At 46.1% G+C, this 18,841-nt stretch carries 19 protein-coding genes; 11 read left to right on the top strand and 8 right to left on the bottom strand.

All coding sequences use genetic code 11. From position 1 onward, the window contains the following. The first annotated feature begins 109 nt into the window (after positions 1-109). The 6 genes from AACT18_RS14770 (at position 110) to trmY (ending at position 4,415) form a co-directional block, all read left to right on the top strand. Positions 110-487 carry a hypothetical protein gene (locus tag AACT18_RS14770; RefSeq protein ID WP_094143469.1) on the top strand — a complete coding sequence of 126 codons (378 nt, stop codon included), beginning with the start codon at positions 110-112 and terminating at the stop codon, positions 485-487. 99 nt (positions 488-586) lie between these two features. Continuing rightward, positions 587-928: a metalloregulator ArsR/SmtB family transcription factor gene (locus AACT18_RS14765; RefSeq protein ID WP_094125354.1), complete on the top strand. Its 342-nt coding sequence runs from the start codon at positions 587-589 to the stop codon at positions 926-928. A gap of 21 nt (positions 929-949) precedes the next feature. After that, positions 950-1,951 carry an ArsJ-associated glyceraldehyde-3-phosphate dehydrogenase gene (locus AACT18_RS14760; RefSeq protein ID WP_094125353.1) on the top strand — a complete coding sequence of 334 codons (1,002 nt, stop codon included), beginning with the start codon at positions 950-952 and terminating at the stop codon, positions 1,949-1,951. A 12-nt stretch (positions 1,952-1,963) separates the two neighbouring features. Continuing rightward, complete coding sequence (locus AACT18_RS14755) at positions 1,964-2,461, top strand: cyclin-dependent kinase inhibitor 3 family protein (protein WP_094125352.1); 498 nt, start codon at positions 1,964-1,966, stop codon at positions 2,459-2,461. Between the two features lie 42 nt (positions 2,462-2,503). Then, positions 2,504-3,736 carry an organoarsenical effux MFS transporter ArsJ gene (gene arsJ / locus AACT18_RS14750; RefSeq protein ID WP_094124586.1) on the top strand — a complete coding sequence of 411 codons (1,233 nt, stop codon included), beginning with the start codon at positions 2,504-2,506 and terminating at the stop codon, positions 3,734-3,736. Positions 3,737-3,815: 79 nt separating this feature from the next. Next, complete coding sequence (gene trmY, locus AACT18_RS14745) at positions 3,816-4,415, top strand: tRNA (pseudouridine(54)-N(1))-methyltransferase TrmY (RefSeq protein ID WP_019281867.1); 600 nt, start codon at positions 3,816-3,818, stop codon at positions 4,413-4,415. On the opposite strand, the gene AACT18_RS14740 is transcribed toward trmY, so the two are convergent. After that, positions 4,412-7,288, bottom strand: coding sequence for an HD domain-containing phosphohydrolase (locus tag AACT18_RS14740; protein ID WP_303396234.1), 2,877 nt, complete (start codon positions 7,286-7,288; stop codon positions 4,412-4,414). The genes trmY and AACT18_RS14740 overlap by 4 nt on opposite strands. A 189-nt stretch (positions 7,289-7,477) precedes the next feature. On the opposite strand from AACT18_RS14740, the gene AACT18_RS14735 reads away from it, so the two are divergent. Both AACT18_RS14735 and AACT18_RS14730 read left to right on the top strand, forming a co-directional pair. Further along, positions 7,478-8,221 carry a phosphatase gene (locus AACT18_RS14735; RefSeq protein WP_013868021.1) on the top strand — a complete coding sequence of 248 codons (744 nt, stop codon included), beginning with the start codon at positions 7,478-7,480 and terminating at the stop codon, positions 8,219-8,221. A gap of 97 nt (positions 8,222-8,318) precedes the next feature. After that, positions 8,319-8,705, top strand: a complete 387-nt coding sequence (locus tag AACT18_RS14730) for a cytochrome b562 (protein WP_013868020.1) — start codon at positions 8,319-8,321, stop codon at positions 8,703-8,705. Between the two features lie 46 nt (positions 8,706-8,751). Here AACT18_RS14730 and AACT18_RS14725 read toward each other — a convergent pair whose 3' ends face one another. From AACT18_RS14725 to uhpT, 4 genes are all read right to left on the bottom strand, one after another. Next, positions 8,752-10,086 carry an MFS transporter gene (locus AACT18_RS14725; protein ID WP_094125039.1) on the bottom strand — a complete coding sequence of 445 codons (1,335 nt, stop codon included), beginning with the start codon at positions 10,084-10,086 and terminating at the stop codon, positions 8,752-8,754. A gap of 19 nt (positions 10,087-10,105) precedes the next feature. After that, positions 10,106-11,641 carry a signal transduction histidine-protein kinase/phosphatase UhpB gene (gene uhpB / locus AACT18_RS14720; protein ID WP_094125040.1) on the bottom strand — a complete coding sequence of 512 codons (1,536 nt, stop codon included), beginning with the start codon at positions 11,639-11,641 and terminating at the stop codon, positions 10,106-10,108. Next, on the bottom strand, positions 11,641-12,246 hold the full coding sequence (uhpA, locus tag AACT18_RS14715; protein ID WP_094125041.1) for a transcriptional regulator UhpA: 606 nt from the start codon (positions 12,244-12,246) through the stop codon (positions 11,641-11,643). The genes uhpB and uhpA overlap by 1 nt, the downstream gene beginning before the upstream one ends. Before the next feature lie 195 nt (positions 12,247-12,441). After that, a complete protein-coding gene (uhpT, locus tag AACT18_RS14710) occupies positions 12,442-13,836 on the bottom strand; it encodes a hexose-6-phosphate:phosphate antiporter (RefSeq protein WP_094125042.1) in 1,395 nt (464 codons plus the stop codon). A 344-nt stretch (positions 13,837-14,180) separates the two neighbouring features. On the opposite strand from uhpT, the gene AACT18_RS14705 reads away from it, so the two are divergent. Next, the gene (locus tag AACT18_RS14705; protein ID WP_176428314.1) at positions 14,181-14,546 is read left to right on the top strand and encodes a hypothetical protein; all 366 of its coding nucleotides are present in this window, start codon (positions 14,181-14,183) and stop codon (positions 14,544-14,546) included. Between the two features lie 29 nt (positions 14,547-14,575). Here AACT18_RS14705 and gloA2 read toward each other — a convergent pair whose 3' ends face one another. Together gloA2 and AACT18_RS14695 are read right to left on the bottom strand one after the other, a co-directional pair. Then, positions 14,576-14,959, bottom strand: coding sequence for an SMU1112c/YaeR family gloxylase I-like metalloprotein (gene gloA2 / locus AACT18_RS14700; RefSeq protein ID WP_017046047.1), 384 nt, complete (start codon positions 14,957-14,959; stop codon positions 14,576-14,578). A gap of 9 nt (positions 14,960-14,968) precedes the next feature. Then, positions 14,969-15,892, bottom strand: a complete 924-nt coding sequence (locus AACT18_RS14695; RefSeq protein WP_094125044.1) for a LysR family transcriptional regulator — start codon at positions 15,890-15,892, stop codon at positions 14,969-14,971. A 175-nt stretch (positions 15,893-16,067) separates the two neighbouring features. On the opposite strand from AACT18_RS14695, the gene AACT18_RS14690 reads away from it, so the two are divergent. Both AACT18_RS14690 and tdh read left to right on the top strand, forming a co-directional pair. Next, positions 16,068-17,264, top strand: a complete 1,197-nt coding sequence (locus AACT18_RS14690; RefSeq protein WP_094125045.1) for a glycine C-acetyltransferase — start codon at positions 16,068-16,070, stop codon at positions 17,262-17,264. After that, the gene (gene tdh, locus AACT18_RS14685) at positions 17,261-18,292 is read left to right on the top strand and encodes an L-threonine 3-dehydrogenase (protein WP_088733474.1); all 1,032 of its coding nucleotides are present in this window, start codon (positions 17,261-17,263) and stop codon (positions 18,290-18,292) included. The genes AACT18_RS14690 and tdh overlap by 4 nt, the downstream gene beginning before the upstream one ends. Before the next feature lie 166 nt (positions 18,293-18,458). Here tdh and AACT18_RS14680 read toward each other — a convergent pair whose 3' ends face one another. Continuing rightward, complete coding sequence (locus AACT18_RS14680; protein ID WP_013868010.1) at positions 18,459-18,818, bottom strand: diacylglycerol kinase; 360 nt, start codon at positions 18,816-18,818, stop codon at positions 18,459-18,461. Positions 18,819-18,841: the final 23 nt, after the last annotated feature.

Raw genomic sequence — 18,841 nt, 5'->3', positions numbered from 1 at the left:
GATTGAATGTTTAACGGTGTGAAATATTTGTGAATGAATTCGAAATTTTATCTATATTCTGCTAAATACATCCACTTAATTAAGTATGTCACTAAAGGAGGCTGGCAACATGATAGATAAAAGAACCGTTCATTTGATTAGCTTCCCTAACTCTGACCTTGCTTGTATCGCTGCTCAACTGTTGTATATCCATGCTGGAAGTTTTTATGAGATTACTTTTGAGGCGATTGACGGCATCGACTTACCCGAGCAAAGCCATTTGGAAAAGTTGGGTTACTTTGGCTACACCTTCATCGAGCCGACACAGAGGTTAGAGCCCGCTTACGATTACGTTATCGATATTAACTATGCGATGTACCAGCACAATAGACGCCGAGAGGCGTATCAAAAACAGGTTTATTGGGAAATCGATTGTAATCAAAATGCAACAAAAGCCCTGCAACATGCTGTCAGCTATTTTACTTCTCGCTTTAACATTATCCTTTAAAAGTCAGCGCTAACTTTTATTCAGTGGTAACTTTTATATTGACAGCGATTTCTTTTTATATGATATATATGCACATCCGCATGTGCAGAGATTAATGAAATGCTACCTCATCAGTTTTTTAAGTTGCTGTCCGATGAAACGCGGGTGCGCTGTTTGCTCATGATTGCTCGCGAGCAACGAGTGTGTGTCGGCGAGTTGACGCAAGCGCTAAATGAAAGCCAACCGAAAATTTCTCGCCATCTGGCTCTACTTCGTTCCAGTGGCGTGGTGGTTGATACAAGGCAAGGACAATGGGTGTTTTATCGGCTATCAGAGCAGTTACCCGGATGGATGAAAAAACAAATTCAAGGGCTGGTGGAATCCAACTGCCTGAAAAAAGAATACCAACAAGATATGCAAAGGCTGGCAGAGATGAAATATCGCCCAGAATGCTGTGTTTAGAAGGGATAAAAGGAAATAAAAATGTCTATTAAAGTCGGAATTAACGGATTTGGCCGCATTGGTCGTTTAGCATTAAGAGCCTCATTTGATTGGCCTGAGATCGAATTTGTGCAGATTAACGACGTTGCGGGAGACGCGGCGACCTTGGCTCATTTGCTCGAATTTGATTCAATACAAGGCCGTTGGCATCACCAAGTGACAAGCGACGGTAATGCGATCATTGCCAACGGTAAGGTTATTCGTACCTCACAACAAAAAGCGATCAGTGACGTCGATTGGTCTGGTTGCGATGTGGTCATCGAAGCAACAGGCAAACACCGCAAGTCTGAGTTCTTGAATCAGTATTTAGCACAAGGTGTAAAACGCGTGGTGGTATCGGCCCCGGTAAAAGAAGCGGGTATTGCCAATATCGTGGTTGGGGTCAATGACCACATCTTTGATCCACAAATACATCAGATTGTTACGGCCGCTTCTTGCACCACCAACTGCATTGCGCCTATCGTCAAAGTGATTCACGAGCAACTGGGTATTGAACATTCCTCGTTTACGACCATTCACGACTTGACCAACACGCAAACCATTTTGGATGCACCGCATAAAGATCTACGTCGTGCGCGTGCTTGTGGTATGAGTTTGATCCCAACAACTACAGGTTCTGCGACAGCGATTGTGGAAATCTTCCCCGATCTGAAAGACAAAATTAACGGTCACGCGGTGCGTGTGCCGCTGGCCAATGCCTCGTTAACCGACATTATTTTTGATGTGAAACGCGATACCAGCGCGGAAGAAGTCAACGCGCTACTGAAAGCCGCTTCAGAAAATGAGCTCAAAGGCATTCTCGGTTTTGAAGCGCGCCCACTGGTGTCGATTGATTACAAAGGCGATCAACGCTCAACGATTGTCGACGCACTCTCGACCATGGTGGTGGGCAAGCGCATGGTGAAAATTTACGCTTGGTATGATAACGAAATGGGTTACGCAACGCGTACCGCAGAATTAGTACGCAAAGTCGGTTTGGCATAAAGGAGCAAAGAAATGACACATCCTACATGGGAACTGCCTGTTGCAGAAAACAGCGCTGGTTTGGTATTGACGCCTTGCCCGGGGACAAAAGATCTTCCTTTGGTTGAGAGTATTGAACAACTGAAATCTCAAGGTGTTACCGTTGTGGTGACGGCTCTCAGTCACGAAGAGATGCAAGAGAAAGGCGTTGGCGACTTGCCTAAAGTGGTTGAGCAAGCGGGGCTGAAATGGTTTCATGCCCCAATTGAAGATGATTGCGCGCCCGATCATGAGTTTCAAACGCATTGGCAAAGTATCTCCCCGTCACTTCATCAGGCACTTGCCAAGGGAGATAAGATTGCCATGCATTGCATGGGTGGCTCTGGTCGTACTGGTTTACTTGCTGCTCATTTATTGCTGGAGAAAGGTTGGGAACTGCAAAACATTATTACTCAAGTTCAATCATTAAGGCCGGGTGCGTTTACCAAAGATGTACAAGTTGAGTACATCAAACAATTTGTTAATCAATAACAGTCCCAAAGAGCTGCCTTAGGCGGCTCTTTTGCAAAGAGAGTGATTATGCTGTCTCAACTCAACCAAAACGTTCGCCAGTACATGCTAGTGACTTTTAATTATTGGAATTTTACCGTCACTGACGGCGCGCTGCGCATGTTAGTGGTGTTGTATTTTTATGATTTGGGTTATTCGACCTTAGCGATTGCGTCTTTGTTTCTCTTTTATGAATTTTTTGGCGTGGTGACGAACCTGATTGGCGGTTGGCTTGGTGCGCGTTTAGGGCTGAATCGCACCATGAATATTGGCCTTGGCATGCAAATATTCGCGCTCTTGATGCTTGCTGTACCTGCTGCATGGTTAACCATTCCTTGGGTGATGGCGGCGCAGGCGTTATCGGGCATCGCAAAAGATCTCAATAAAATGAGTGCAAAAAGTGCGATCAAAACGTTAGTCCCTGAAAATGCACAAGGCGCACTCTATAAGTGGATAGCCATTCTTACGGGTTCAAAAAACGCTCTAAAAGGGGCCGGCTTTTTTCTCGGTGGCGTCTTGCTCTCTTGGATCGGCTTTCAATATGCGGTAGCGGCTATGGCGGCGGTATTGCTGTTGGTTTTTATCGGCAGTTTGCTTAGCTTGCAAGCCGATATTGGCAAAGCCAAAACCAAACCGAAATTTTCAGAGATTTTCTCCAAATCGCGCAGCGTGAATATTTTATCGGCGGCTCGCCTATTTTTATTTGGCGCGCGAGACGTTTGGTTTGTGATTGCCTTACCCATTTATCTGGGCAGCGTTTTTGGTTGGGATCACAGTGCCGTGGGCGGCTTTTTAGCGTTATGGGTGATTGGCTACGGCGTGATCCAAGGGTTTGCTCCTAAAATAACGGGCAGTGCTTCAGACCAAGTGCCAGATGGGCGATCTGCGCTCGGTTGGGCGGCGTTACTGGCGCTGATTACTGGTTTGATCGCCTACAGCATTCAAGCGCAGTGGCATCCGGAAGTCGTGATCATCGCGGGGTTACTGCTTTTCGGCGCGGTCTTTGCGATTAACTCATCGCTGCATTCCTATTTGATCGTGAGCTATGCCAAGGGGGATGGTGTATCGCTTGATGTTGGTTTTTACTACATGGCAAACGCGATGGGGCGTTTAATCGGTACCGTGCTTTCCGGGTGGGTTTTCCAACTTTGGGGATTAGCGGCGTGTTTGTGGGTTTCGTTTGGTTTTCTGCTGCTGACCACTCTCATTTCATTGGGGCTCCCGAAAAGCAAAGCTGTGTTGACGAGCGAACCGTAGCTTCACCAGCAGATCACTATTCCAGTAGATGGAGATTGTGATAGAGTCCGTGCTTTATTGAATGAATTGAGTCAGTCACATGAGAGCTTTTGTTGTAAGGGCCCGCGCCGCTTCCACGGATAAACAGACTTTTTTAGCCTCTGTTGGGCAAGAAGCCCACACCGAAATTTTGGCCCACGTACTCATGAACGCTATTTTTACTGCGCAGTCGCATCGTGATGACGTGGTGGTCTACTTAGTGCTGGAAAGTACGCAAGATTTCTCGCGGACTTTATGCTTTGAGTCGAGCCAGTTGCACAATATCGGTGGCTTTCACGAGCAAGCCTTGCTGACCAAAATAGGCCACGCCTTAGACGTTTCTATGGGTATGGGCAAAGAGCAAACCCGAGAGGTCGAGCAAGGACTCACGGTTGAAACGATCAGTTTTGAAAAGTTGGTGCAGCGCCTTTCGGATAGTTACCATTTGTATTTACTGGATAAAAAAGGCGAAAGTGTCCGTGAGCATCAATTTTCTGACGACAGCTGCTTTTTGCTTACTGACCACATCCCGATGCCGAAAAAAAGTTGGAACAGTTTAAAGCGCCTTAATACACAGAAAATCAGCCTTGGGCCTCGAATGCTGTTTGCCTCGCAGTGCATTGTGCTGATCCAGAATGAGTTAGATATTCGCGGTCTTTAAAAAGTCTTTTTCAAACTCATTTTTACTTTTTTTATCTGTGCTTCTTTATCAATTGGGCTGTGCTGATCGGAGTGTAAAAATCGATCCGCATAGTCTTGATAAATCTCTTTTTCTAAAAAGAGTAAGTAAAGCTTCGGATCTATATGGCCTGTGGTGGCCATGGTGGTCATGATCGCGATCGATTCACTGAGCGTTTTGGCCTTTTTATAGGGGCGATCGCTGGAGGTCAGTGCTTCAAACACATCGGCTATCGCCATCACTCGAGCGGGGATCGAAAGCTGCTCTTCACTTAAACCTCTTGGATAACCCGCGCCATCCATTCGTTCATGGTGGCTTCCCGCAATATCAGGAACGTTTTTCATATGTTCAGGATAAGGTAGCCGCTTGAGCATCATGATGGTTTGCACAATGTGATCATTAATCATAAAGCGTTCTTCGTTGGTGAGCGTGCCACGGCGAATGGACAAATTATAGAGCTCACCTCGGTTATAACGCAGTTCTCCCGGTTGTAAAATAAAGTTTTCTTGCCACAGATCTTGTGGACGGCAACCGTTCACCCAGTGCAACTGGTGTACGGGTTTATCATCAAGCAGGCGCTCCATAGTGGGCAATGGTTTTGACTCTCCTGCACGTTGGTTCTCTATCCAAGAAGTACCGAGTTGATCATCTAAGGTGCGTTTCCACTCTCTTTGCGCAATTCGCTCTAAGCGGGAAAGGTCATCATCGCTCATAAACTCACTGCCAATATTACATTGCGCGACGAAAGCAAATTCCTCATCGAGGATTTGTTGGTTCGTCAGCAACTGCTGTTTGAGATCTGGCTCGTTCTTGCCCTGCGCAACACCTTGCCAGTAGTCCGTTTCAGCTTGACATTTGAGCAGCTCAAAACGCATTCTAATTTCGTGAATTCTGTCGTAGATCGTTTCTAATTTGGTTGCTTTATCAATCACATATTCAGGCGTGGTCACTTTTCCACAATCATGCAACCAAGCGGCGAGAGTGAGCTCTTCCCACTCTTCATTGGTCATGGAAAATTGTGGGAAATAGGTGCGATCGTTTTCCGCCGCTTTAGTGATCATTTTTGTTAATTCAGGAACTCGCTGACAATGGCCGCCCGTGTAAGGGGATTTGGTATCAATGGCTGAGGCAATCAATTCAATAAACGAGTTGAGCATCTCCTTTTGCCGTTGCATTTTGTCGATATTGTCTTTAGCGATTTCGGCAAAACTGAGTAGCTCTCGTAAAAATGCATGTTTGTCTTGCTGATCGGGAGTGATGGCCCGTTCGTAGCCTAGGTTTAATACGCCAACCAACTGCTTGTCTCGGTTGAGCAGTGGGAAAAGATAAAGATCAGAATTATACAGCTCATCTTTATGCTTACGCATCGAATTATCGGTTTTAGATAAGTGAACCGTTTGGCCTTTACGCAGTTCAGAAAGTAGCCACGGCATCTCTTGAGACAACTGATTGATATCAAGCTTAAAGGGAATGATGGCGTGGTTTGCTGCGGTGATAAATTGGTTATTTTCGTTGGCATAAGTGTAGAGCAAAATAGTTTCAGCTCGAGTGATCAAATAGCTTTGATGGGTAATCGTTTTGGCTAACACACCGAATTCTTGGTTGCTGGCGGTTTCGCGTAATAGTCGCAGCAAGTCGTGCAGTGTATGTTCCATGAGCTCTATCGATTGGGTTAAATTGGCAACTTCGCGGATCCGGCTTTTTGGGTAGCGTGTCTTTTTAAATTCAAAGCGCGTGATGTTGTCGGTCAATTGCACTAGGTTACCTAAAGGGCTGGCGAGCCTTTGCGCCACAAAACCAACCACTGCAAAAGCGATAGCGAGCATGATTAACGCGACAAAAATCTGCTGATCTCGCATCGAGAGCAAATCTGCGATCAAATCGTCTTGCGGTACCGCTTCTGCCAGCAACAAGCGTACATTGTCGTTTAAAAGTACCGGCGTTAACGTCACCGACCACGTTGTGCCATTCATATTGACCGTTTCATACAAAGTTTGGCTGCTGACCCGATTCAATATTGGTGCAAAAGTACTTTGCTGCAGCTGCTGTGCAATCTGTGAGGGGTCTTGTTGTAGCTCGAACTTAGTATTGTGTTGGGCGAGTGGTCTAAATTGATTATCGAACAAAATGAGCTGAGCACTGTCAGAAAAACCCATCGTACTCATCTGTTTTGACAGTGAGTCAAGCGTGAAATCAGCGCCAAGAACACTCTTTCCATCGGCCGATCTACGTGACAGTGTGACGCCGATCGTTTGTAGGAAGAAAAAGAAATAAGGTTCCGTTAAGCGTATCGCGCCATCTTGACTTGCCGAGGTAAACCAAGGACGCACGCGAGGATCAAATTTATTATTGTTATCTTGTTTGTCGAGCAGGCTTTCAAGGTTCTGGTCTAAATAGATAAAGCGGTTAGTGCCATCAACTTGAGTGTAATGGGCCAATAGCTGAGCTTGCGCGGGGGCATCAAAACGCTGTTTGGCTTTATCAAAGCTCAGCGAGCGAAATGTAGTACAAGCTCCGGCTTCGTCACAATAATAGAGCGCGACCAACTGTGGATTACGTTGGAAGGTCAGCCAAACGGTGGCGAGTTGGCGTGGGTCCGAGATGACTTTATCCGGTTGATCAATTACGTTACTAAAAGCTAAAAAATCGAGCGTAGTCAAGATAGGTGCGGCACTTTGTTTAAATGCTGATTCCAGTTTTTTGCTGTTTTCGCTACTTAATCCTTGTGCACTTACCGTCAGTAGTTGCTGACTATGGTGATAACTTATGCCAATCAATACAATGCCGATCACCATGGCGAGCACTAAAAAGAGACTCGTAATGTGAATGCTCAGTGAGTAACGACGTCGTTTCATAACCAACTCCGAATTGGATGACATTGCTAAGTATTGTTCAATGTGGGTAAGTTGCAAAAAACCATTTCACATCGGTGTGTTTTCATCCGGTCAGAAAGTGTCGATATGGTGAATATATCGCCCTTAGATTGAAGTGCCATCAGCGAGGCTGTTACACTGAAGCATCGCTGTTGGAATGGAATAATTAAAATGAATCTTGTCGTTGATACTCATACTCACACTTATGCAAGTGGTCACGCTTACAGCACGCTTATTGAAAACGCGCGTTCAGCTAAAGAAAATGGATTGGCAATGTTTTGCACAACCGATCATGCGCAGTCGATGCCTGGAGCGCCGCATTATTGGTTCTTCTCCAATCAACGTATTTTGCCGCGCTTTTTAGACGGTGTTGCCATTATCCGAGGCATTGAGTCCAACATCATGAATCGTGCTGGCGAGATTGATGTTCACCCTTCTGTTGACCAAAACTTAGATTGGGTGATCGCCAGTTTTCATGAGCCCGTATTTCAGCCTGCCGATAAAGCGGCGCATACCGAAGCGTTGATCAATGTGATTAAAGGTGGACGAGTGGATGCGCTAGGGCACTTAGGTAACCCCAATTTCGATTTTGATTTTGATGAGGTGATCGCCTGCGCCGCCCAGCATCACGTTGCGATAGAAATTAACAACAGCACCTTAAAAGGACACAGCAGGGTAGGGAGTGTCGATCGCTGTTATGAAATTGCTAAGGTGGCGAAAGCGCATGGTGCTTATGTTACCACTGGCAGCGATGCCCATTTTTGTCAAGATATCGGCCAACTTCAACTGGCCAGTGAACTGCTTGAGAACGTTGGTATTGCTGCTGAGAAAGTGATTACGCACAGTGTCGAGCAGTTTCTGGCCTTTTTAGCACTGCGCGGGCGAAAAGCGATCGCAGAATATCAAACACTATAAGCCGTAAAGAGGTCATAAAAATGACAAAAATTTGTCCCTCTTTTATCTTGAGATCCATTAAACTTGGCACTTCTTGCCAGAATAAAAAGAAATAATTATGAAAAAAATAATGATATTAACAGCTTGTGCATTATTTGCGGCTAGCGTGTCGGCGGCTAATGTTGACTTAAAACAGAACATGAAACAAATGAAGCTTGAATTTAAACAAGCGGCAGAAGCGACCAGCGTTGAAACAATGCAAGCACCCATTGAGAGATTAAGTCAGTTGGTTGAAGAGTCAAAACGAGGAAATTATCCACCGGAGAAGCAAGATCTCTATTTAGAAGGGTTTAATAAGCTTTCAGTGGCATTAGACAAAATCGAAGTGGATCTTGAGCAAGGAAATTTAGAGCAAGCTCAACAAACGCTGCGGACGGTAGACGAACTGCGTGTTGAATACCACGAGCAGCGTAACCCAAGTATCTGGAAGCGCTTATTTGGTTAATCAGCTTTGTGGCCCCCTCACGATAACGTTGGATTGGTTATAACGTTCAATGGTTCGTGGGGTGGTCGCTGCCTGAAAACTGAGCTTGTAAGAAAGGCAGCAGTAGTAAGCCGATCACAGCGGCGCAAACAGAAATGGTGACAAAAAAGCCTCGCCATTCGAATTGCTCGACAATAATGGCTAACGGGTAACCAGCGAGCGCTGCGCCCATATACGCAAATAACCCCACAAACCCAGTTGCTGCGCCAGCCGAATCTTTGTGAGAACATTCCGCGGCGGCCATACCAATTAACATTTGTGGGCCAAAGACAAAAAAGCCAATCGTAAAAAAGCCAGCGGCTTGGAATACAAACCCCGTTAACGGCATCAGCCACAGCGCTGCCACCGAAAGAAAAATGCCCATTGAAAAAATCAGATTCATTGGTCCACGGTTGCCGCCAAATAGTTTGTCTGAGCCCCAGCCTGCGACTAACGATCCAATAAACCCACCGACTTCAAACAGCGAAAGCGCGCCATTAGCCGTGATCAAATCATAGCCTTGTTGCTCGGTAAGGTAGATATTTCCCCAATCATTGATGGCAGTACGCACTATGTAGACCAGTACATAGCTCAAGGCGAGTAACCAAATGTACTTATTTCCTAACACATATTTGTGCAAGATCTGTTTAGTGCTAAGGCCGAGGCCTTCATTTTCTTGCGCCAGTTCAAGGGCGTCATTACGCCATTGACCAACACTGGGTAAACCTTGGGTCATTGGTTTATCACGCAATCGCCAACATAAGAAAACCCCACCAATAACGGCTAAACAGCCCGGCACAATAAAACCTTCGCGCCAACTAAAATGGAAAGTGAGAAAGCCAACCAGTAATGGGATCAACGCGCCCCCCACGTTATGAGCGGTATTCCATAACGCCCACCAAAAACCACGTTCAGAGCGCGAATACCAAGTTGTCAGGAGTTTAGAGCAAGAAGGCCATCCCCAACCTTGGAACCAAGCATTGAGCACCCAGAGTAAGATGAACATACTGATTGAGCTTGAAAAGCCAAACAGAATATTGATAAAACCCGTTGCCATTAACCCTAGGCCCATAAAATAGCGCGGGTTGGAGCGGTCCGACAAAATCCCAGACAGAAATTTTGAGATACCATAGGTGATGTAAAACAACGTGCCCATGATGCCAATATCACTCTTATCTAAACCGAGGTCAGCAATCATCGCGGGCATGGCGTAATTCAAACTTTTACGCGTGAAGTAGAAAAGCGCATAACCGACATACATCGCCATCATGATGTGAAAGCGCCAATAACGGTACTGCTGGTTAACCTCCTGCGCTGATGCAAGAAGCGGTTGCGGTGGTTTAGAGCGTAGAAAATTTATCATAGTGCTTTATATTCCACGATTATAAGTGGGGCAGTGTGACGGTAAGCTGAGTGCCATTCTCGCCTAGATCGTGGTTGGCTGTTGTAGACTGACAGTGGCTAATAATCTGAAAGTGGCCACCCAATGCCTCGACTCGCTCACGCATCCCCCGTAAACCAAAGCCGTTCAGCTGCGCTTGTGCTTTGAAACCGATGCCATCATCGTGAATGCGCAGTGTGACATCACTTGCTAACGAAAACTCAATCACAATGTGGCTAGCTTCTGCGTATTTCAAGGCATTATTGAGCGCCTCTTGGCACAATCGATAAAGGGTCACCTTGGTGGCATCACTTAACTTTTGCAGTTGAGCGATTGAATTCCCCGTCCAAACCACTTGGGTTTTAATGCCGTGCGTCTCAAATTCAAGGTCACGCAGCAGTTGATCCAGTGCTTCGACTAGGCCTAAATCATCTAAGGTTTTAGGGCGTAAACGGGTTAGCAAATTTTTAGTTGTGTCATAAACATTTAAAGAGAGAGACTCAATGGTTTTAGCACAATGGCTGGTGACGGGCTGAGATTCGACGCGTTGAATAATGCTGGCTTGAGTACGGATAGCGGTAATGTTTTGACCGATCTCATCGTGCAGCTCGCGAGCAATATCACGCCGAACAGATTCTTCAGCTTTGACTAATTGGCGGGACAAATTTTGGTTACGATCAAGCTGTTGGCGCAGCTTGGTGTTGAGATCTCTTTGTCGCTGCACACCCATTCCCAGCAAAATGCCGGTTAAACTTTGTGCTGAAAGAGAGAGCAGGAGATCAGTGATTTCCATATTAGAGACACCACTACGAGCCGCGATCAATGCAATGCTATTGAGCAGCGTACCGAGCAATGCACCTTGCCAGCCGTAGCGAAAAGCGAGCAAAATGATCGGGATGGCTAAACAAAATGGCGCAAAACGCCGAAGTTCATCAGGTAAACCAATTTGCAGCGCAATGCTTAAAATAAATAGTAAAGAGTAGAGTAAGACGTGACGCGTGCGAAATTCGATATGACGAGAGACTAAGTTCGCCGTCAGTGGAACCCAAGTGCTTTGGAAAAGATAATTCCATATCAAATAGCAGCTTGGCACAATCATTAAGCCAGCTGTGATGCTGACTAACATCACCATTGACGCGGTATGGCCGTGGTAGGTGGTGGCCAGCGTATTAATGATAGCGCTGGCGAGGATCAACCCGCCCATCACAATAAAGCGACGCCACTGACTTCCGTGGTAGTAGCGCTGGGCGAGCAGGTTTAAGGGCAGCGTTGCGATACTGGCGGCGAGTACGGTCAGCCATTGAGGTTGTTCCATTAGCATGGCGAGCGCAATCGTCAGCCACCATTCTGCACCATAAATCGCGGGCCAGTAACGTTGTGGACTGTGCAGCGCAGTGCCTAAACGCAGAGCAAAAGGAAAGAAGAAGATCGCCAGTTCCGGATCGTTGACAAAATAGTAGGCGATAACCCACAAGCAAAACCAACTGCAAGAGAGCAGAAACCAAGCGCAGAGTGACGTAATAAAATAGCGTGGCATTAGAATGAGTCAGAAAAATATTTCGCTAAGGCCACGTTATTGCTCACACCTAACTTATCCATGGCATTGGCGCGATGGACATGAATGGTTTTGTGGCTAAGCCCAAGCTCATTGGCGACCGTTTTCACATCCAGCCCGGCAGCCAGCATTTCACTGATTTGCCGTTCACGTTTGGTCAACTGTGCCAATAGCTTTGCCTCGCGCTTGGGAGAGGTGAGTTTAAGCGCAATATCGGGTGTTAAGTAGCAACCACCATGGGCGCTGGTTCGTACGGCTTGGATGAGTTCATTTGGGCTACAACGTTTGCTTAAGTAGCCTCTTGCTCCAGCCTCCAAGGCTTTTTCGACCATGGCCGCGGAATCGTGAACGCTCAGCATAATGCATACTATCCCAGAGGGGAGATCTTGAAGCAGCGACAGCCCGCTTTCATCAGGCATTGAAATATCAAGAATACAGACGTTTGCCCCCGTGCCGGGAAGCCCTGCGCGCGCTTCGGCCGCCGAGCTAAATTGGCCGACCACTTGGATGTCGTCTTCAAGGTTCATTAGTTGGGCAAAGCCTGAACGTACCACGATATGGTCATCCACTAGTGCTACTTTGATCATCACAATCCCCACTGTTTATATTGCCTGAGTCAAAAGGGAGCTTAAACTAACGCCACAGAGGCAATTAAACAAGTAATATATCCCTTTGTTATGGGTGCCATTATAGAGGAGTCTAGCGCGTCAAAAAGGAAAGGGTGACACAATAAAACGCGACACACTCATAAAAGAGAATATCGCGTTTGATTTTGTTGGGAGCTAAGCGGCAGCGGCAGCCAGCTTTAGCCTTTTCTCATGGCGGATCTTACGCTCTTCAGCGATTGCGACAAAGGCTAACAATACAATACAGATCATCGCTGAAGTGTCGAGCGCAGCAAAGGTGCCCTTCCAGCCTGTAAGGCCAAAAATTGGTGTACCGTCGGCGATCATACCTAGGCCAAGTTTGGCAAAACTATCACCAATTAAGTAAGCAAAGGTGCCCTTAACGCCATCGGCGACACTGATCGCTTTTTTCGGCACAAAGCCAACCGCAGCAACACCAATCAGTAATTGTGGGCCAAAAACAAGGAAACCTAGCACAAACAGTGACGCGAGATACATAAACTCGCTGGTAGCGTGCTGATAGAACTCAAGCGCAACAATGATGAGTCCTAGAGAGATACAGGCGACCAAAGCTCGGCGGCCATTAGCAAGATCGGACAGATAACCCCACATTAAAGTGCCGACTAATGCGCCCACTTCAAAGAGAGTGAAGCCTGAAATGGCCGCTTCTTTTGACAAACCAAGTTCTTGATAGGCATACACAGTAGACCACTGGTCGATGCCGATACGCACGATGTAGAGGAAGATGTTGGCAAAGCAGAGTAACCAAATCACTTTGTTTTTCAAAATGTATTCAACAAAGATCTCACGTTTGGTCATTTGGTTTTCTTCCGCAGCAATATCTTCCTCACTGACCGCTTCATCAAACAGCTCTTCGACCGTACCTAAACCGTAGGCTTCAGGAGAGTCACTACCGTAACGCAAACCAATGAAACCCACTACTAATGCGATGATCGACGGGAATACAAACATGCCCACAACGTGACCATCAAAGAGATAGTTTGCACCAAACAGTGCTACGCCTGCCGCACCTGCGCCGCCGACATTGTGCGACATATTCCATAAACCCAAGTAGGTACCGCGTTTATTTTTGGGCGTCCATTTGGTGATAGTGGAGTAGCTTGATGGCCCACCAGTACTTTGGAAAAAACCGCTTAGCGCATAAAAAGCAACCATTAGGAAAATGCTGACGCTTGAACCGCCCATGCTCATGCTAAATCCAAGCATTGCAATACCAGAAAGGATCAGCATAAAAGGTAGGAACTGTTTCGTGTTCTTGCCATCGGCGTAGTAAGAGACCACTGTCTTACCAATCCCGTAAGTGATGGAGAAACCAAGACCAATCAGCCCTAGCTGTGTCATCGACAAGCCGTAGGTTGAAATCATATCGTTTTGTGCAACGTTGAAGTTTTTGCGCACTAAATACATCGCCATGTAACCAATAAACACCACAAGGTATGATTGTAAAAATGGTTTGAACCACATTTTACGGCGTTCTGCTGCGGGGAGATCGAGGGTCGGTAGCCGAACCTGTTGCAAAAGTTTTAGCATGTGAAATCCTTAGAAAATCACGTCAAAGAAATCTCTGCTGTTAGTCAATTCACACCAGAGTCGAATGGCTAGCAACCGTCTGGCTGCATTATAGAGTGATTGTAAAAATCGGCTTGGCGATTGACTTGAGGGCATGGCCTAACTGAGTTAGGAATATTTCCTAGTTTGGGTAGATTGATAGACAAAGCGTGAATGGAGTCACATTGATATGCATCTTGAAACGTCGTCTTTAAGCTAACGATTTGTAGCGAACTTGAGGGTATTTGTTAAGTTTTTAGCGCTGCCGCACTGTTATTTTTATCATTGCGTTATATAGTGTCGACAAGAAAAAATTGAGTGTTGCTATGATTCGCCTAAACCGTTTTAACAGAATAATGTTGCTCACCAGCGCGCTCAGTTGGGTGCTGGTGTCGCTTATGCCTGTAATAAACGCGCATGGCAATACGGCGGGGGTTTGGGCCACACTGTGCACCATTAATGGTTTTGAGCTGGTTCAAATTGAAGAGGGAAAAGTACAGACACAGCATACGAAACCCTGTCCCTTTGCTCATTTCTCCACCTTTCATCAAGATTCACTTCCAACGACACCTTTACTGACACGACTGAACTTGTTTGTTTCAGACAGCTACACTTTTTTGGCTCTAAGTGTACGATTTGAAAAACAAGTTCCTCGTGCGCCACCATTATTTACTCTGTTGTACTGGCGTTAGAAAATAGCCTTGATTCCTTCCTCTATTCACTATTCAGAATAAAGCTCTAACGGTAAACCATCTGGGTCGGCGAAAAATGTGTATTCGCGACCAGTGAACTCATCAACGCGGATGGGCTCGACGATGACGCCTTTTTCCTCTAAATACGCTTTGACTTCACTGACACTGTCCACCACAAACGCTAAATGTCGTAGCCCTTGAGCTTCAGGGAAGCTTGGTCTTGGTGGTGTATTTGGAAATGAGAACAGCTCAATTTGTCCGCCATCGGGCAGAGCAAGATCCAGCTTGTATGAATCGCGAGCGGCGCGGTAATTTTCAGCAATAACAGGCAGCCCTAAGATCTGAGTATAAAACGCTTTGGAACGTGCGTAGTCTGAACAAATAATTGCCGCGTGGTGGATTCGTTTTAGCATGATTACCCTTTATTTGTTGAGTTGGCTGACCAAATGTTCAGTGACGTAATCAATGAACACCCGCAACCTTGCTGGCATGTACTTGGTTTGCGGATATTGCATGGCAATTGAGCCGTAGTAATTACTTTTGATCGTCCAATCGGCTAATAGCCGGACGATGCTGCCTTCAACGAGCGCTTGCTGAATGACAAAATCATGGAAGATACCGATACCTAAGCCATTTTTCACGCCGTTCAAACGCATTTGTGAGTGGTTTACTGCATAGCGGCCTGAGACGGCCACTGTATGGAACTCATCTTCTTTATGAAAATCCCAGAGATGGTCACGCTCGGTTTCGGCAAGATACAAGCAGTCGTGATCCGTTAATTCGGTAGGGTGTGTGGGCGTGCCTCTGGCCGCTATATATTCTGGGCTGGCGCACAACACTAAGTGGGTTTTGCCAATTTCACGCAATACCAAGTTTTCATCTGGCTTATCAGTCAGCTTAAACGCCACATCAATATTGTGTTTGAATAAATCGATCGCGCCATCTGCAGCTCTCAGCTTAAGTTGAATTTCAGGGTATTGAGTTAGAAAAGGAAGCACAAGGGGTTGCAGAACTGAGTTCAAAAATGCTTCAGGTGCCGCAACAGTGAGTGCGCCTGCAGGTTCGGTGTGGTCAGAGGTGGAAAGCTCAACCGCTTGCTGCGCAGCGTTGACCATCAACAAACTTTGATCATAAACGCGCTTTCCTGCCTGAGTGATTAAGAGCTGGCGCGTGGTTCGCTCAAATAACTTCACTGATAGCGCTTGTTCTAAACGGGTAATCAATTTACTTAATGCCGAAGGTGTTACCCCCAGCTTTTGAGCTGCTGCCGTAAAGCTACCTTCATTGACGACGAGAATGAAAGCCGCTAAATCAGGCAGCAGGGCGATAAGACGATGCGTGATCATAATTGTATTTGTGCCTGAAGTTCACGAATGGTTTTCCATGTCATGGGATAATAGTCGTAAATGGGATCAACTAAAATACCATTAAGCGATTTTACAGTGTAAATGAAGGGTCTATTTTTCGTTTAGGCTGCCCTACACCATAGCTATTGCGCTATATAAAAATAAGGACGTAGCAATGTCTTCTGCATTTTATCAACAGATCCAAAACCAGCTTGAGGAAATCAAAGCGGAAGGTCTGTATAAATCTGAACGTGTGATTACCTCGCAGCAACAAGCGGCGGTCGAAATTTCTACTGGTGAAGAAGTGTTGAACTTCTGTGCCAACAACTACCTTGGTTTGGCTAATCACCCTGCGTTGGTTGAAGCGGCGAAGCAAGGCATGGACAGTCACGGCTTTGGTATGGCTTCGGTACGTTTCATCTGTGGTACGCAAGATATCCATAAGCAACTGGAACAGAAGCTCTCTCAATTCTTAGGTAAAGAAGATACGATTCTTTACACCTCATGTTTTGATGCAAACACCGGTTTATTTGAAACTATTTTAGATAAAGAAGACGCGATTATCTCTGACGCGTTGAACCATGCCTCAATCATTGATGGTGTGCGTTTATGTAAAGCGATGCGTTTTCGTTACTCCAACAATAACATGCAAGAATTGGAACAGCAGTTGATCGCAGCCGATGCGGCGGGCGCTCGTAATAAGCTCATCGTAACGGATGGTGTATTCTCAATGGATGGCGTAGTCGCAAACTTGCCTGCGATTTGTGATTTAGCGGATCAATACAACGCGCTCGTCATGGTGGATGATTCACACGCGGTTGGATTTATGGGTGCAAATGGCCGTGGCACGCATGAATATCATGATGTGATTGACCGTATTGATATCATCACCGGTACCCTTGGTAAAGCGATGGGTGGTGCTTCAGGTGGCTACACTTCCGGTAAAAAAGAGGTGATTGATTGGCTTCGTCAACGTTCACGTCCTTATTTATTCTCTAATTCGGTTGCGCCAGCGATTGTTGCAGCATCGATTCGCGTGCTGGATTTACTGGCAGAAAGCGCCGCGCTTCGCGACCAACTTTGGGATAACGCCGCGCATTTCCGTACTCGTATGGAAGGCGCGGGGTTCACTATGGGTGGCGCGGATCACGCCATCATCCCGATTATGCTCGGCGATGCTATCGTTGCAGCAGAGTTTGCAGAACGAGCACTAGCTAAGGGCATTTATGTTGTTGGTTTCTCGTTCCCTGTTGTGCCCAAAGGCCAAGCTCGTATTCGTACACAAATGTCAGCCGCGCATAGCCGCGAGCAACTCGACCACGCCATTGATGCGTTTATTGCTGTTGGCCAAGAAATGGGGCTCATTAAATGAAAATTAAAGCATTATCCAAACTCAAACCAGAGCAAGGCATTTGGATGACCGAAGTGCCAATGCCTGAACTTGGTCACAACGATCTGCTGATTAAAATTAAGAAAACCGCAATTTGTGGCACCGATGTTCACATCTATAACTGGGATGAGTGGTCACAAAAAACCATCCCAGTGCCAATGGTGGTTGGCCATGAATACGTCGGTGAAGTGGTTGGCATTGGTCAAGAAGTTCGCGGTTTTGAATTAGGTGATCGCGTGTCTGGCGAAGGTCATATTACTTGCGGCCATTGTCGAAATTGCCGCGGTGGTCGTACTCACTTATGTCGTAATACTGTGGGTGTTGGTGTGAACCGCACGGGTGCATTTTCTGAATACTTAGTTATCCCTGCGTTTAATGCTTTCAAGATCCCAGATGGTATTTCCGATGATCTAGCCTCGATTTTTGACCCATTTGGTAACGCGGTACATACCGCATTGTCATTTGATTTAGTCGGCGAAGATGTGCTGATCACTGGTGCTGGTCCAATCGGTATCATGGCGGCCGCAGTGGCGAAACACGTTGGTGCGCGCCATGTGGTGATCACCGATGTCAACGAATACCGCCTTGAGCTTGCACGCAAAATGGGCGTGACACGCGCCGTGAATGTTGCGGAACAAAAGTTAGAAGAGGTCATGAGTGAACTTGGCATGACAGAAGGTTTTGACGTCGGCCTTGAAATGTCAGGCGTACCGAGTGCCTTTAGTTCTATGCTGAAAACCATGAATCACGGTGGTCGTATTGCTTTATTAGGTATTCCACCTTCAGATATGGCGATCGATTGGAACCAAGTGATCTTCAAAGGTTTGGTGATCAAAGGTATCTATGGCCGTGAAATGTTTGAAACTTGGTATAAGATGGCGAGCCTCATTCAATCTGGTCTCGATCTAACGCCGATAATCACTCACCATTACAAAATTGATGATTTCCAAACGGGTTTCGATGCTATGCGCAGCGGGCTTTCTGGCAAAGTTATCCTTGATTGGGAATAATCGAATATTGAAGTTGAAGCGCTCCGGTTGGGGCGCTTTTTTTGAACAGCATTTACTCTGCGACTACAGAATAAACAAGCAAGTTAACGGCGGTGGCAAAATATAGCGCTAGGAGAAAACTAATACCGATGTAAGAAAACGAATAATTTTCAAACGCTCATTTCATTTAGCGTACCAAAATAAAAATCCATGTAAATGCAGCAAAAAGTAGTGCAATCAAAACCGCAGCTGATCCTATATCCTTCGCACGGCCACTGAGCTCATGCCACTCACTACCTACGCGATCAACTACAGCTTCCACGGCTGAATTCATAAGCTCAACGATGACAATCAGTACTAAGCTACCGATCATCATTAGCTGTTCTAATTCATTGACCGGCAAGAAAAAAGTGATCGCAATTAGAATGATAGAAGCGACGATTTCTTGCCTAAAGGCGGCTTCATTTTTCCATGCAGCCTGAAGGCCTTTCATTGAATAACCTGTAGCGTAAAATAAACGACTTATTCCTGTACGGCCTGGTTTCATAAAGTGAGTAACCTAATAGTTAA

This window comes from Vibrio sp. V04_P4A5T148 (assembly GCF_963875605.1).
Classification (GTDB): domain Bacteria; phylum Pseudomonadota; class Gammaproteobacteria; order Enterobacterales; family Vibrionaceae; genus Vibrio; species Vibrio anguillarum.
The sequence above is the reverse complement of the archived record's forward strand: the minus strand, read 5'-3'. Positions and strand labels throughout refer to the sequence as shown.